Raw genomic sequence first — 14600 nt, forward strand, 5'->3', positions numbered from 1 at the left:
GGTATGCATCAGATAAAACAGCGCGCCCAGAGCAAAGAGATACAAGAAAGAAAACCGGCTCAGGATGCTGGTTTTTTTAGAACGAGTTAATGGGAACCCACCCCGCGAAGGATTGTGCGTATGGGCGGCTTTGGGGTTTGCGAAACGTTTAAAGTTCACGGAGATCATTGTGGCCTCCCGGATTCCTGCCGTTGATGGATTCGCATGATACTGGTTCCGTGTTTTCAGTGGTTCAGGCGCCTGCCACTACCTGCTCGAAATGCACCGCCACATCCATGCCGCCTTGTAGATCGGTAAATGCTCGTATCGCGTCATCAATCACATGCAAAATTTTGCGGGGCGTCGCTTCGCTCCGTCCCTGCGAACTTCTTTTCCGACAGTCCGCAGGGGGCGATTGCCCCTGCACCCCCAAAAGGGTCAATTCACCCGCGCCAACGTAAACTTGTCAATCCAAGCCCCACGAACCCCAGCCCCAACAGCGGCAGTGTGGCGGGTTCTGGAACAGTCCCATTGACAGAGGCGTACGGGAGAAAAGTGGCTGCACTACTGCCAGAAGCATAATAAAGGCCGCCACTCAGACCACTGCTTCCTGCCATCACGCCTGTACAAGCGCCGGACAGGCTGTTCTTCTGCAAAGTTACGGCACCAGTGCTCGCCAAGGCTCTACCGCAAAGATCTGTTGCGGTGGTGTTCATGGTGATGCTGGTGAGTGCGAGAATATTCCCCAGGAATGCCGTGTTTGTACCGATGGTCGCGGAACTACCGACATCCCAATACACGCCAGCACCTGAACCGGTATTGATCACATTCACGACCGAGTTGGACGAGGTGATCAGGGTACTCGGCATTTCGAAAACCCAGGCCGCGTTGGCATTACCCCCACCGTTAAGCGTGAGCGCCCCCGACAAATTGGTCGTTCCCGCAGGAACTGTATAAACGCCCGGCCCAAGCGTGAGTCCTGTCAGATCCGCAGAGAGGGTGGTGCCTGGCCCCAGAGAACCAAGATTTGTGAGAGCAGTAGTGAGTTGAGACTGGGCCAACTGCGCCACAGACCCGCCTGCCTGTACCGTACCTCCGGTCACTTGTGGATCTGACACGGCAACGCCGGGGGATGAGTTAAAGCCCGTGATTGCATTTGCCCCCCCGCTTGACCAGACACCCACACTCCCGTCAATAGCGCTCTTAGGTACATTGGTCACTGTCGAGGAACCCAGAACCGTAAAACTTGCCAAATCCGAGCCCAGAAAAGGTGTCGCCCATGCCGAAGCGCCATAAAGCGCGCCGATCACTGCCAATGGCAGGACAGATAATATTTTTTGAGCTTTCATCAATACACCCCTAATAAATTGTAATTGGTTGTATATCCGCACAATTACTACGTTGCTCCTGTGCGATTGGACTCTTCGGCCACTGACCAAAAATCCCGCTACGATCACTACTTCCATCTCTTCCGGGATTGTCCGTCACTCCCCCCTGTGGCGTCTGTGCGACACCGCACACTACGGCTTCAGATGCTGCTAAAAATGTGCAGGGAAATATAGGAACCCAGTGCATCGCAATAAAACCGAAGGGATTGTTCCAGGTCAGAAATTCGAACCATGAATGATATTCATATAGAATTCTTGAAATCCGGCGATAGAGGACCGAAGAAGCCCGTTATTAGGGAAAATGATGGAGTTCCTTTGAAGAAACCAACTTTTTTAACGAGACCCTGACCATGAACGATGACTTTGTTGCAGAACAAAACAGGATGTGGAGTACCCGCTATGAAGAAGTAGGACAAAATTTTCTGTTTGGCACCGAACCCAATCACTTTCTGGTCAACCAGAAGGAGCGTTTTATCCCAGGCGAAAAAGTCCTGTCCGTAGCCGATGGAGAAGGTCGTAACAGCGTGTGGTTGGCCAGCCAGGGACTACAGGTCAGTGCTGTGGAAATTTCTGCCGTCGCAGTGGAAAAAGCACGTCGATTGGCAAAAATGCGCGGGGTGACCGTGGATTTTTGTTGTGGTGACATGCTGACGGAGGAGTGGCGAACCCCTCAGACCCCTGACCTGTTCGATTGGGTAGTGGGAATTTTCATCCAGTTTGCTCCTCCGGTCTTGCGTCAGCGCCAGTTTGAACAAATTCGCACACTGCTGAAACCGGGAGGACAGATACTGTTGCAGGGGTATACTCCCAAGCAACTGGAATATAAAACCGGGGGACCTTCTGCCGTAGAAAACCTCTATACGGAAGAAATCTTGCGCCAAGCATGGAAGGATTACACCATCGAATATCTGGAAGCGTATGAAGATACCCTCAGTGAAGGCTCAGGACACCACGGCCCTTCGGCGCTCATCGGTATGATCGCACGCAAGCCCGAGCAGTAATCAAAACGAGCCTTTCGGACGAGGTGGGTCACCCTCGGTCGAGCAGATGTGCCTTGGGCATCACCCCTTTCCACTCATCCGCATCGACTGGGGCTTCCTTACGCTCGATAATGGGTTTCCAGCGCTCGTTCTTGGCCAGTTCCGCATTGATGGCGATGAAAGCGCGCTGGTTTTCAGGAACGTCATCCTCAGCAAAGATGGCTTCGGCAGGACATTCAGCCACGCAAAGGGTACAGTCGATGCACTCGTCCGGATCGATCACGAGAAAATTCGGCCCCTCCCGAAAACAATCCACCGGGCAGACATCCACACAATCCGTATATTTGCAGCGTATGCAGGATTCGGTCACTACATAAGTCATAGAGTCTCCTTGGTTAGAATGATCCACCGACGAAAAGAATGTGATTTTAACTGATCTGTTCAAGAACCGGTAAGGTTGGTTTTGCGTTTCGCCGAATTTTGGTTTAGGATATCTTCACGGATCTCCCAATGATTTTTGGTCGTTCTTGACGTTGTAAAAATTTTCATCCCAATCTGGTTGAGGTTTTCCATGAGTAATGTGCATCATGTCACCGACCGTTCCTTCGAACAGGACGTTCTGCAGTCTCCCATTCCCGTATTACTGGACTTTTGGGCTGAATGGTGTGGTCCCTGCAAATTGATAGGCCCCATACTGGAAGAAGCCGCGAAAGATTATGGCGAACGGGTCAAGGTCGCCAAACTGAATGTGGACGACAACCCGGAAACGGCACGAAAGTACAGCGTGCGGGGTATTCCTACCCTGTTGCTGTTCAAGAATGGAAGCGTAGAAGGCACCAAGGTCGGTGCACTCTCCAAGTCACAATTGAACGCATTCATTGACAGTCACCTCTAAACGCGTTACTCTGCGCCCCTGAGATCACTCAGGTGGCGCACGTGTATAATGCTCCACCACCCTCACCAAACTCGCTCTGTACCTCGCTCCTGCGGGGCCCCCAGTGCACATCCACCGAATCATTTCCCTTTCTGATACCTGATCCATGCACCTTTCTGATCTTAAAACCCACCATGTCACCGAATTGGTGGACATGGCTACCAAATTCGAAATTGAAGGCGCCAATCGTATGCGCAAGCAGGAGTTGATTTTTGCCCTGCTCAAGAACCAAGCCAAACGAGGCGAAAGCATTTACGGAGAAGGCACACTGGAGGTCCTTCAGGACGGCTTCGGCTTCCTTCGTTCGCCAGAAACCTCCTACCTGTCCAGTCCGGATGATATCTATATCAGCCCCTCCCAGATCCGCCGCTTCAACCTGCATACAGGGGACAGCATTCAAGGAGAAATCCGAATACCCAAGGAAGGGGAACGTTACTTTGCATTGGTCAAGGTCGATTCGGTGAATGGCGAACTTCCGGAAAATGCCAAGAACAAAATCCTATTCGAGAACTTGACGCCTCTCTTTCCCACTCAGCCCATGACCTTGGAACGGGACATCCGTGCCGAAGAAAATATTACGGGGCGTGTCATCGATATCGTCGCCCCCATCGGCAAGGGACAACGGGGCTTGCTGGTGGCCAGTCCCAAGAGTGGAAAAACAGTGATGCTCCAACATATCGCTCATTCCATCTCGGCCAACAATCCCGATGCTACCCTGATTGTATTGCTGATCGACGAGCGCCCCGAGGAAGTCACGGAAATGCAACGCTCGGTGCGAGGTGAAGTAGTTTCATCCACTTTCGACGAACCCGCTACCCGCCATGTCCAGGTTGCCGAAATGGTGATCGAAAAAGCCAAGCGCCTGGTGGAACATAAGCGCGATGTCGTCATCCTGCTCGATTCCATCACCCGTCTGGCCCGTGCTTACAACACGGTGGTTCCTTCCTCAGGCAAGGTACTGACGGGTGGTGTGGATGCCAACGCCCTGCAACGTCCCAAACGTTTCTTCGGCGCGGCACGCAATATCGAAGAAGGAGGGTCGCTGACCATCATAGCCACCGCCTTGGTCGATACCGGATCCCGCATGGACGACGTGATCTACGAAGAGTTCAAGGGCACGGGAAACATGGAAATCCATCTTGACCGACGCATGGCAGAAAAACGCATTTACCCGGCACTCAACGTGAACCGTTCGGGAACCCGACGAGAAGAGTTGCTCATCAAGCAAGACGTCTTGCAAAAGATCTGGGTACTGCGCAAACTGCTTTATCCCATGGATGAAATGGAAGCCATCGAATTCCTGCTCGACAAGATCAAAGCCACCAAGAATAATGCCGACTTCTTCGACTCCATGCGGCGCGGTTAACCGCCCGCCAATGACTTGCATAGAATCTAGTTTTGGTGCATAATTTCGGGTTTGGTGCCGTATACCCCGGCTCACGTACAGGAACGCTCATGAAAGCTGATATTCACCCCGCCTACAATGACCTCACCGTAACCTGCAGTTGCGGTAACTCTTTCATCACCCGCTCCACGATGGGAAAGCCAGCCCTTTCCGTGGAAGTCTGCTCAGCCTGTCATCCCTTCTATACCGGTAAACAGAAAATCGTGGATACTGCCGGTCGGGTCGAGAAATTCCGTCAAAAATACGCCCGCAAGTAATCCATCCCCCCAAGCCTCATCATTGAGACTTGGGGGTGGAAATGCAAAGGGATCACTGTGGCTTCCGGATCGTTAATCGATAAAACCCTCAATTTCGACGGGACCGCCACACCTCTAAAGATCGTACTCTTTATTCTCATCTGTCTCGCTTGGCTTCTTCCGGGCCTGACAGGACATACCCCTTGGAAGTACGATGAAGCCGTCAGCCAAGGGATTATCCACGGAATGCTGCGTGGAGGATCCTGGTTATCTCCTACCCTGGCGGGTGAACCCTACCTTGCGCACCCTCCCCTGTACTATTGGCTGGGGGCGATTCTGGTACGCTTTTCCTTCCATCTCGTGCCTCCTCACGATGCAGCACGTCTGGCCAGTGGATTGTTCATGGTGGGAACCTTTGCGGGGATTGCCCTGGCCGCCCGTCATCTCTACGGTCCCAGAACCCTTCGATTAGCCATCCTGATCTTCATCGGAAGCGTGGGGTTGGTCATCCGCGCCCATGAAATGAGTACAGATTTGTCCTGGTTGACGGGTGTTTCATGGGTCGTGGCCGCTCTTCCCATGGGACGGACTCAAACCGTCCGGGGGGGGTTGATGGGGGGAATCGGATTCGGCATGGCGTTTTTGTCCCAGGGCACATTGGCGTTCCCCTTGCTCTTGCCCCTGTTGATTCTAGCCCCCGCTCTGATTCATGAATTTCGTCCTCCTCAGGCAGGACGTTTTACACTTTTCTGGGCCATAGGAGCCATTCCCTTTCTGGTCATCTGGCCTACCCTTCTGGCGCTTGATCATCCCGCCACCTATGTTCTCTGGAAACCCCTGTTGTTCGGCCCCTTCCTGCATCCAGAGACATGGCTGGTCGCCGATGCTTCCCCCCTATACTATCTGGTCGTTTCCAGTTGGTTTGCCTGGCCAGCAGCCCCTTTGGCTCTGGGGGTACTATGGACCGGAGGAAAACGAACCTGGGAAAAACCTCAGACCCGTTTTCTGTTGCTGATGTTGGGGCTCTGGCTACTTGTTCTGGGTTTATGCACTTCTCCCCGTGAAGGCAATGCCCTTCCCCTCCTCCTTCCTTTTACCTTGCTGGCGACAGGTGGACTGGACGGATTGCGACGGGGAGCCACCAGCGCACTGGATTGGTTCGGCATGCTGACTTTCGGGCTTCTGACCACCTTGCTGTGGTTGGGCTGGATTGCCCAGATGACGGGTTGGCCTGTTGGCATCATACATTACCTAGATGCCCAACTTCCTGACTTTCACACGCATTTCCAGGCACTGCCCTTTGCTTTCTCCCTATTTCTGACGTTACTTTGGGCCTTCACTATTTTTCATTCCCATCCTTCTCCTCGACGCGCACTGATCAACTGGTCGGTGGGCATGACGGTTTCCTGGATGCTGGTCATGTCCCTCTGGTTGCCCTATGTGGAAGCTTCACGCAGTTATGAGGGCGTCATGCTTTCCCTGGGAAAAGCACTGCCCCACTCCCATGGCTGCATCATGAGTACAGGACTGGGCGAACCCCAGCGCGGATTGCTGGACGATACCCTCGACCTTCATACTGAACGGCGCGAACTGGATCCTAGTGTCCAGTGTTCCCTATGGCTGGTGCAATCCAATGGGCAGAATGCCTTTTTGGTGCCCAAAGGTTGGCACCTGCGCTGGAGTGCAGAACGTCCTGGGGACCGGAATGAACGATTCCTCCTCCTGACCCGCTCGGCCCGATGAGGTACAAACCCTTTTCTCCCGCCGTTCAAGCCCGGCGTCGGGAGACCTTGCCGCGTCCATCATTGACCAGCGATCTGCCGGTGCTGGCGGCACGGGAAGAAATACTGTCCACCGTGTCTCGCTATCCCGTCACCATTATCTGTGGAGAAACCGGATCGGGGAAAACCACTCAACTCCCCCAACTCTGCCTGCTTCTTGAGCGGGGGGTGGGGGGGCTGATCGGATGCACGCAGCCACGCCGTGTAGCGGCGCGCAGCGTAGCACAACGACTTGCCCAGGAACTGGGAACCCGTCTGGGCGAAGCCGTGGGTTATCAGGTTCGTTTCCACGACCAGGTATCGGACCGTTCCTTCATCAAGGTCATGACCGAAGGAATCCTGTTGGCCGAAATCGCCCATGATCCAGAATTTCGTCGCTATGACACCCTGATCCTCGATGAAGTGCATGAGCGTAGTCTCAACATGGACTTTCTGATGGGCTATCTGAAATGTCTGCTCCCCCGTCGCCCCGACCTCAAAGTAATTCTGACCTCCGCCACCCTCGAAGCTGAACGACTGTCGGCCCACTTCGACCAAGCTCCAGTGATCGAGGTCTCAGGGCGAACCTGGCCGGTGGAAATCCGTTGGCGGCCCATCGAGGCACCCACCGAGGAAGAAACCGACGATGATGAAGACCAGAGCCTCCAGGCGTTGCTGAATGCTGTGGACGAGTTGGGAGATCTGCATGCACGGGGGGACATTCTGATTTTTCTGCCGGGAGAACGGGATATCCGACAAACCGCTGAAGCCTTACGTAAACACCATCCACCACATACAGAGATTTTGCCACTCTACGCCCGTCAATCTCAAACCGAGCAAGATCGGGTTTTTCAAGCGGGTACGGGACGACGCATCGTGTTGGCCACCAATGTGGCCGAAACCTCACTGACCGTGCCGGGCATCCATTTTGTCATCGATACGGGATTGGCCCGCGTCAATCGGTACAGTCTGCGCACCAAGGTTACCCAGTTGCGCGTGGAAAAGATCTCCCAGGCTGCAGCCCGCCAACGTGCCGGGCGTTGTGGGCGAGTGGCGGCCGGAATCTGTATTCGGCTGTATGACGAGGTAGACTTTTCTGCCCGCCCGCCCTTCACTACGCCCGAAATTCTTCGTACCTCCCTTGCCAGCGTCATCCTGCGTCTGGCCCACCTGGGCTTGGGCTGTCTGGATACCCTTCCTCTGCTCGACAGTCCTACCCCACGCGCCATCGAAGAAGGTTATCGACTCCTGCATGAACTGGGTGCCATGGACGAAGCCCACGCACTCACCCCGTTGGGCCGTGAACTGGCTCCTCTCCCCCTCGATCCGCGTTTGGGTCGCATGGTTCTCGCCGCTCGTGACCTGGGTTGCCTGCGAGAAATCCTGGTCCTGGTGGCAGCCCTGAGCGTGCAAGATCCGCGCACGCGCCCCTCCGATGATCGCAGTCGAGCCGATGCCCACCATGCCCAATTCCTCCAAGCCGGTTCAGAATTCCTGGCCCTTCTCCAAATCTGGGACAAAGTACAGGAAGCCTTTCGACACCGCAAATCAGGACGCCAACTGGTGCACTTCTGCCAGCGCAATTACCTTTCCCCGGCACGGGTGCGCGAATGGCGCGAATTACACGGTCAACTGGTGGGGTTGATAACTGAACGACAGTGGCTGCCGAACGAAAGCCCTGCCCCGCCAGAAAATGTCCACCGCGCCCTGCTCTGCGGATTACTGGGCCAGATCGGACAATGGGATCGAGAAGCACAGAATTATCTCGGCCCGCGGGGTATTCGTTTTCGGGTCTCCTCTGGTGTGCGGGGCAAGGAACGTCCGCGCTGGGTCATGGCCGCCGAACTGGCAGAAACCGAAGGCATCCAGGCCCGTCTGCTGGCCCCCCTCCAACCGGAATGGATCGAAGCCGCCGCCGGATCACTGGTTCAACGCAGCTATGGCGATCCTTACTGGGACCCCCAGGGCGAGCAGGTCAATGCCTACGAAAAAGTGACACTCTATGGCCTGACTCTGGTGGCCCGTCGCCCTGTACGGTATGGTCCCATCGCGCCCCACGAAGCGCGGCGAGTCTTCATCCAGCATGGCCTCGTCGCGGGTGAATTGAAGACACCGCCTCCTTTTCTGGTGCATAACCTGGCCGCCATGGCCGAAGTACTGGCGTTGGAACATAAGGGGCGGCGCCAGGGTGTTCTAATTCCCGAAGAAGACCTCTGCGCCTTTTATGAAGATTGTTTGCCTCTCGAGGTATGGAGCGCTCAACGTCTGACCCATTGGTTACGCGAACGGACTCCGGGTCACGCAGACCCACTGCTCATGACCCGTGAATTTCTGATGCGCCATGCCGCTGGAGACATTACTGAAATTCAATTTCCTGACCACTTTTCCTGGGGGGGCCAAGACTGGCCTCTGACCTATCGTTTTGAGCCCGGGCATCCCCTCGATGGAGTCACCCTGACCCTGCCTTTGCCCGTACTGTCCCTATTGGACAATGCTCCGCTGGATTGGTTGGTACCCGGACTGATCCGCGAAAAAATCACCTTTCTCTTAAAAAAACTGCCTGGCACCCTGCGTCGCACTCTGGTGCCCCTGCCGCCTACCGTCACGGCTTTTCTGGAGCGTCATGATCCCTCTCGAGGCGCACTTCTTCCCCAACTGAATCAGTTTGTCCGCCAGCGCAGTGGGCAGGCGGTATCCCCCGAGGATTGGGCCACACCCCCAGAACACCTGAAAATGCGTCTGCGCCTGACCGATGAAATGGGCCAGGAAATCGCCAGTGGCCGTGACCTCGACCTGCTGCGGGCTCAATGGAACAACCCGCTCCATCGCACTTTGAGTCCCGAAAAAGACCCGGACTGGGTACAAAAGGGACTGACCCGTTGGGATTTCGAAGAACTTTCCGGCCCACAGACGCTGGTGCGTGCAGGCATCATCCTTACGGTCTATCCCGGTTTGGTGGATCGGGGTCAAACCGTGGACCTGATGGTCTTCGATGATCAGGAAGAAGCACTCACCAGTACCCGGGCGGGAATCCGCCGATTGGCCCATTTGAGCTTGGCTCCGCTACGACTCAAAGGGCAAAATACCCTACCCGACCTCCTACCCCTCCTACCAGAGTTTGCCCGTCTGACTCAAAATGGGGATCCGGTCACGGCAGACACCCTCTTTGAACTGTTGCTGCAGCAGGTGCTGCGCCAATGGTTGCCGGATGAAGGTGTTCCGCCACACACGCGCACCGAGTTCCAGCATCGTCTCCAGTCCCTCAAGGGAAATCTGGGTCAATCCCTGAAAATCCAGGTGGCCTTATTCCACGATATTTTCACACGGCATCGGAATGTAGTCCAACGTCTGACTCAACTGTCACGCCAACCGGACCTGGCAGGTCCCTTAAAAGAACTGGAGCATCGTCGTCAACGTCTGATGAATTTCACCACGCTGCGCACCACTCCTCCCGCCAAACTGGCCCATTTTCCGCGCTACCTTCACGCCATGGAAATTCGTCTGGAGAAGTTACCCCGCGATCTTGCCGGAGATATCCGCAAGAATACCGATCTGACGCGCCTGGAACGGCGCTGGACAGATACCCTCCAGCGGCGGGGACCCAGTCCGGAGTTGGAAGAGTTTCGCTGGCTGCTGGAAGAGTTGCATTGTGCACTCTTTGCCCAATCACTGAAAACGCCTCACCCCGTTTCCGTACCCCGTCTTGAAAAAATCTGGGAAAAGTTGGGTAAATCAGGATAATCCCCTTGCATTTCAAGGTTTTTTTTTGTATCGTTGAAATGTATCATCTACCTTGGAGTTCACCCATGTTTTTATCCTCTTCTGCTTTGCGCTCTTGGGTCCTCACAGGGTTCATGGCCCTCTTCGTCGCCCATGTTCCATTGGCAGAAGCACAGGTACACCACCACCTGCATCACCACCATCATGGGGCCCCCGTCGATCCAGACCCCCGGCACATAGCACTCCTGTCGGTCACGGCTCTGGTCGTGGATGAACAGACCCAGAAAGTTGTCTATGCCAAAAATCCCGAACCTACCCACCCCATCGCTTCCATCACCAAGTTGATGACGGCACTGGTAGTCATTCAAAATCATCAGAATATGGAAGAAATCCTGACCGTAAGTCAGGAAGATGTGGATACGTTGCGTTACAGTCATTCCCACCTGCGCGTGGGTACTCAGGCGACCCGTCTCGATTTCATGCGCATGGCTTTGGTAGCCTCTGAAAATCGTGCCGCCGCCGCCCTCGCCCGGAACTTTCCTGGGGGCACCGCGGCCTTTGTTCAACAGATGAATCTGCAAGCCCAGAAGTTGGGCATGAAGGATACTCATTTTGAAGATTCCAGTGGACTGAACGGCGCCAATGTCGCTACGGCCCAGGACTTGGCCGTGCTGGTAAGTACTGCCGTCAAAGTCCCCCTGATTCACGAGATCACTACCCGCTCCGAGATTCAGGTTCCCATCGGTCGGGGGGGGCGGTTGGTTACCTTGCACAATACCAATCCCTTGGTCGCTCAGGAAGGCTGGCAAATCGGTCTGTCCAAAACCGGTTTCATCAACGAAGCGGGACAATGTCTGGTGATGCAAGCCACCATCCATCAGCGTCCCACTATCATCGTCCTGCTGGATTCCCGTGGTCATCATGCCCGCTTTTCTGATGCCAATCGGGTACGGCGTTGGTTGGAAGTCCAGGATCAGACCACTTTGGGATTGCTGTCGGCCAAACCCGTTCAAAAATCGGGCGTTGCCCTTTAAATCCGGGTCACTGGTCTGGTGGCCTGATGTGTCCGGCCGTTGGTTTTTCTGCTCTGCTTTTTACCCGGATTGAACCTCTTCCGACTGCTGCAGGGCCCATAGTTCCGCATATCGTCCATTCCTGGACAATAATTCGAGATGTGTACCCCGTTCCAGGATGTTCCCCGCTTCCATGACCATGATCTGATCAGCATCGATGATGGTGGATAAACGGTGAGCAATCACCAGAGTGGTATGGTGCCGCGCCATGGAGGATAACTCTTCCTGGATTTCCCGCTCGAAGTGAGAGTCGAGTGCCGAGGTAGCCTCATCGAATACCAGAATACGCGGAGCCTTGAGCAGGGTACGAGCGATTGCGACGCGCTGCTTTTCCCCCCCGGATAATTTGAGACCCCGTTCCCCCACCTGGGTTTCATACCCTTCGGGCAAACTTTCGATAAATGCATGGATATGAGCGGTTTGAGCACAGCGCAGAACGTCCTCGCGGGCAGCGTCAGGTTGTCCATAGGCGATGTTGGCATAGATCGTATCGTTGAACAATACCGTGTCCTGAGGCACGATACCGATCGCGGCACGCAAGGACTGTTGGGTGACCTGGCGGATGTCCTGACCATCGATCAGTATGCGCCCCTGTTGCACATCGTAAAAGCGGAATAAAAGACGAGACAGCGTAGATTTTCCGGCCCCGCTCGACCCAACCACCGCCACTTTATGTCCCGCCGGAATCTCGAAATCCACATGATGCAGAATGGCGCGTCGTTCGTCGTAAGCAAAGTCCACCGCTTCAAAACGAACGACACCGCCCCCAACTTTCAAGGGTTGAGCATCGGGACAGTCACGAATCTCAGTTTCCACCGTCAACAATCGAAACAGGCGATCCATGTCCGCCAAGGACTGCTTGATTTCGCGATACACCACCCCCAGAAAGTTCAGGGGCATGTAGAGTTGCAATAAAAGAGCGTTGATCAACACCAGATCACCCACGGTCAGGCGTCCGGCAGACACCCCTGCCGTTGCCCGCAGCATCAGTGCGACTGCGCCCACCCCGATGATCAGACTTTGAATTCCATTGAGCAAAGCCAGAGAAGTTTGGCTTTTGACCGCTGCCTCTTCCCAGCGAGCCAAGTTCTGATCATAGCGTTGCGCTTCCCAGGCCTCATTCCCGAAATATTTGACCGTTTCATAATTGATCAGACTGTCAATGGCGCGGGCATTGGCTTTGGAATCCAGTTCGTTCATGCGCCGCCGGAAATGGGTGCGCCATTCGGTGATCACCACCGTCAACGCAATATAAATCACCAACGTCACCAAGGTAATCAAGGCAAACCAGATATCGTATTTCCAGGCCAGAATAGCTGCCACCATGGCCATTTCCACCAGGGTAGGAAAAATACTAAAAAGGGTGAAGCGCAATAAACTCTCAATGCCGCGCGTGCCCCTTTCAATGTCGCGGGACAGCCCCCCTGTGTGGCGTTCCAGATGAAAACGCAGATTCAGGGCATGCAAATGCTGAAACACAGACAGGGCAATGCTTCGAATGGCACGCTGTGTCACCTTGGCAAAGATCCCATCCCGTAACTCATTAAACAGGGTGGTCGAAAAGCGCAATGCCCCATAGGCCAGGACCAAGGCCAGCGGAACCATGAGTACCCCTTTTCCGGGTGCCAGACGATCGATGATCTCTTTGAGCAGCAAGGGTACGCCCACATTGGCCACCTTGGCCAGCACCAGACAGGACAACGCCAAGGCAACCCTTCCCTTGAATGCCAGTAAATACGGCATCAGCCCACGAATGGCACGCCAATCTCCTGCTGCAAACGCATGGGGTACGGAAGATGAAGAGGAGGAGGGGGGATGAGGTCTCACAGGGTACCAGATTCCTGAAAACACAAGGAAGGCAAGTCACCCATCATGCGTAGTGGCACCAAGTTGCTGTGCGTGGCATCCGGCTCGGCCAATCCCAAAAATTGATTCTTGGCATAAACCCGATAGAGCGATTCTGGCCAGGGGAAATTCCCCATGACGATCTGCCCCTGACTCAGGGAACGCCCCTGAGTCAGGGGCAGATCGAGGCGTGGCAATCCAGCCAGCAGACTGTCCACTGGTTGAAGACAGGCATCACGCTGGGCTTGAGTCATTCCCTCCAGATTTTCCAGGGTCACCGCTTCGTTCAAGTCAAAGGGACCGGTGGCCGTCCGCCGTAAACCACTCAGGTAGGCACCGCACCCCAGGGCAATACCGATATCCTGGGCCAAGACCCGAATGTAGGTGCCCTTGCTAACCTTGGTCTCGATAACCACCTGATCCTCCTGCCAAGAGAGAAGACGTATCTCATGAACATGAATAGCTCGAGGGGTACGTTCCACTTCCTTACCGGCGCGGGCCAACTGATACAACGTCTGCCCCTGAACCTTGAGGGCCGAATGCATGGGGGGTAACTGGGTTTGAGTGCCCAGAAACCCATCAAGTGTGGCATTCAGGGTCATCTCGTTCCCCAGAAACGGGCGCCCGGGGTTCAATACACCTTCTCCATCCCCCGTACTGCTGGTCTGGCCCAAAGTCAGGGTGGCGTGATAAGTCTTTGGTGCATCGAGGATCCACCCTGAATACTTGGTGGCTTCTCCAAAACAAAGAGGGAGCAATCCCGTGGCATGGGGGTCCAGAGTGCCGGTGTGTCCTGCCTTGAGCGCCTGAAAAAGACGGCGCACGCGCTGCAAGGCATGATTGCTCGATAAGCCAAACGGCTTGTCGAACAGAATGACGCCGGTGAGCGCACGCCGCTCCGAGCGTTCAGGATTTTGGGAATGCTTCATCGGCCGCCCGCGCGGCATTGATCAGATTGGTCAGAACGAAGGCCCGATCCGCCGAAGTGTCTGCCAAAAAATGCAACTGAGGCAGGGTATGCAAGGTCAGACGCCGTCCCAGGTGATGACGCAGAAACCCCGCTCCATCGCGCAATGCCTCCAGGGAACGGGCCAATACCTCCTCCCCCTGAAGCGAACTGACATAAACCTTGGCGTGGGCATAATCCCCCGCCACCTCCACCGCTGTGAAGGTAATCATGCCCACGCGCGGGTCCTTGAATTCACGTCGGAGCAAATCAGCCAACTCTTTCTGAATCTGATCGGCCACCCGTATCTGGCGCGGAAAATGTTTCATACCGA

12 protein-coding genes are annotated in these 14600 nt (G+C 55.0%); 7 read left to right on the plus strand and 5 right to left on the minus strand.

The features are described 5' to 3' along the window. Nucleotides 1-422 precede the first annotated feature (422 nt). Nucleotides 423-1328 (minus strand): ice-binding family protein, encoded by a 906-nt coding sequence (locus tag IV91_RS0110385; RefSeq protein WP_051862541.1) that lies wholly within the window; start codon nt 1326-1328, stop codon nt 423-425. Between the two features lie 389 nt (nt 1329-1717). On the opposite strand from IV91_RS0110385, the gene IV91_RS0110395 reads away from it, so the two are divergent. Then, the gene (locus IV91_RS0110395) at nt 1718-2368 is read left to right on the plus strand and encodes an SAM-dependent methyltransferase (RefSeq protein WP_200874375.1); all 651 of its coding nucleotides are present in this window, start codon (nt 1718-1720) and stop codon (nt 2366-2368) included. Nucleotides 2369-2396: 28 nt separating this feature from the next. Here IV91_RS0110395 and fdxA read toward each other — a convergent pair whose 3' ends face one another. After that, nucleotides 2397-2729 (minus strand): ferredoxin FdxA, encoded by a 333-nt coding sequence (gene fdxA / locus IV91_RS0110400; protein ID WP_031598153.1) that lies wholly within the window; start codon nt 2727-2729, stop codon nt 2397-2399. 189 nt (nt 2730-2918) lie between these two features. Here fdxA and trxA point away from each other — a divergent pair, with 189 nt between their 5' ends. The 6 genes from trxA to IV91_RS0110435 all read left to right on the plus strand — a co-directional run bounded on the left by trxA (nt 2919) and on the right by IV91_RS0110435 (nt 11436). Then, a complete protein-coding gene (trxA, locus tag IV91_RS0110410) occupies nt 2919-3242 on the plus strand; it encodes a thioredoxin TrxA (protein WP_031598154.1) in 324 nt (107 codons plus the stop codon). Between the two features lie 145 nt (nt 3243-3387). Continuing rightward, nucleotides 3388-4647 carry a transcription termination factor Rho gene (gene rho, locus IV91_RS0110415; RefSeq protein WP_031598156.1) on the plus strand — a complete coding sequence of 420 codons (1260 nt, stop codon included), beginning with the start codon at nt 3388-3390 and terminating at the stop codon, nt 4645-4647. An 89-nt stretch (nt 4648-4736) separates the two neighbouring features. After that, nucleotides 4737-4943, plus strand: a complete 207-nt coding sequence (gene rpmE, locus IV91_RS0110420; protein ID WP_031598158.1) for a 50S ribosomal protein L31 — start codon at nt 4737-4739, stop codon at nt 4941-4943. Nucleotides 4944-5000: 57 nt separating this feature from the next. Further along, complete coding sequence (locus tag IV91_RS0110425; RefSeq protein ID WP_031598160.1) at nt 5001-6665, plus strand: ArnT family glycosyltransferase; 1665 nt, start codon at nt 5001-5003, stop codon at nt 6663-6665. Beyond that, a complete protein-coding gene (gene hrpA / locus IV91_RS0110430) occupies nt 6662-10423 on the plus strand; it encodes an ATP-dependent RNA helicase HrpA (RefSeq protein WP_035417778.1) in 3762 nt (1253 codons plus the stop codon). The genes IV91_RS0110425 and hrpA overlap by 4 nt, the downstream gene beginning before the upstream one ends. Nucleotides 10424-10488: 65 nt before the next feature. Continuing rightward, nucleotides 10489-11436, plus strand: a complete 948-nt coding sequence (locus tag IV91_RS0110435; protein ID WP_160171563.1) for a serine hydrolase — start codon at nt 10489-10491, stop codon at nt 11434-11436. Nucleotides 11437-11496: 60 nt separating this feature from the next. Here the strand turns inward: IV91_RS0110435 and IV91_RS0110440 are convergent, their stop codons facing one another. Genes IV91_RS0110440 through rbfA form a run of 3 tightly spaced genes read right to left on the minus strand, consistent with a single transcriptional unit; the run spans nt 11497 to nt 14595 of the window. Continuing rightward, nucleotides 11497-13302, minus strand: a complete 1806-nt coding sequence (locus tag IV91_RS0110440; RefSeq protein ID WP_031598166.1) for an ABCB family ABC transporter ATP-binding protein/permease — start codon at nt 13300-13302, stop codon at nt 11497-11499. Beyond that, complete coding sequence (gene truB, locus IV91_RS0110445; RefSeq protein ID WP_035417779.1) at nt 13299-14249, minus strand: tRNA pseudouridine(55) synthase TruB; 951 nt, start codon at nt 14247-14249, stop codon at nt 13299-13301. Before truB ends, IV91_RS0110440 begins: the two co-directional genes overlap by 4 nt. Continuing rightward, entirely contained in the window at nt 14227-14595 is a 369-nt protein-coding gene (gene rbfA / locus IV91_RS0110450; protein WP_031598171.1) for a 30S ribosome-binding factor RbfA, read from the minus strand. Before rbfA ends, truB begins: the two co-directional genes overlap by 23 nt. Between the last annotated feature and the right edge of the window lie 5 nt (nt 14596-14600).

The organism is Ferrovum myxofaciens, from assembly GCF_000735045.1.
GTDB classification, from domain to species: Bacteria; Pseudomonadota; Gammaproteobacteria; order Burkholderiales; family Ferrovaceae; genus Ferrovum; species Ferrovum myxofaciens.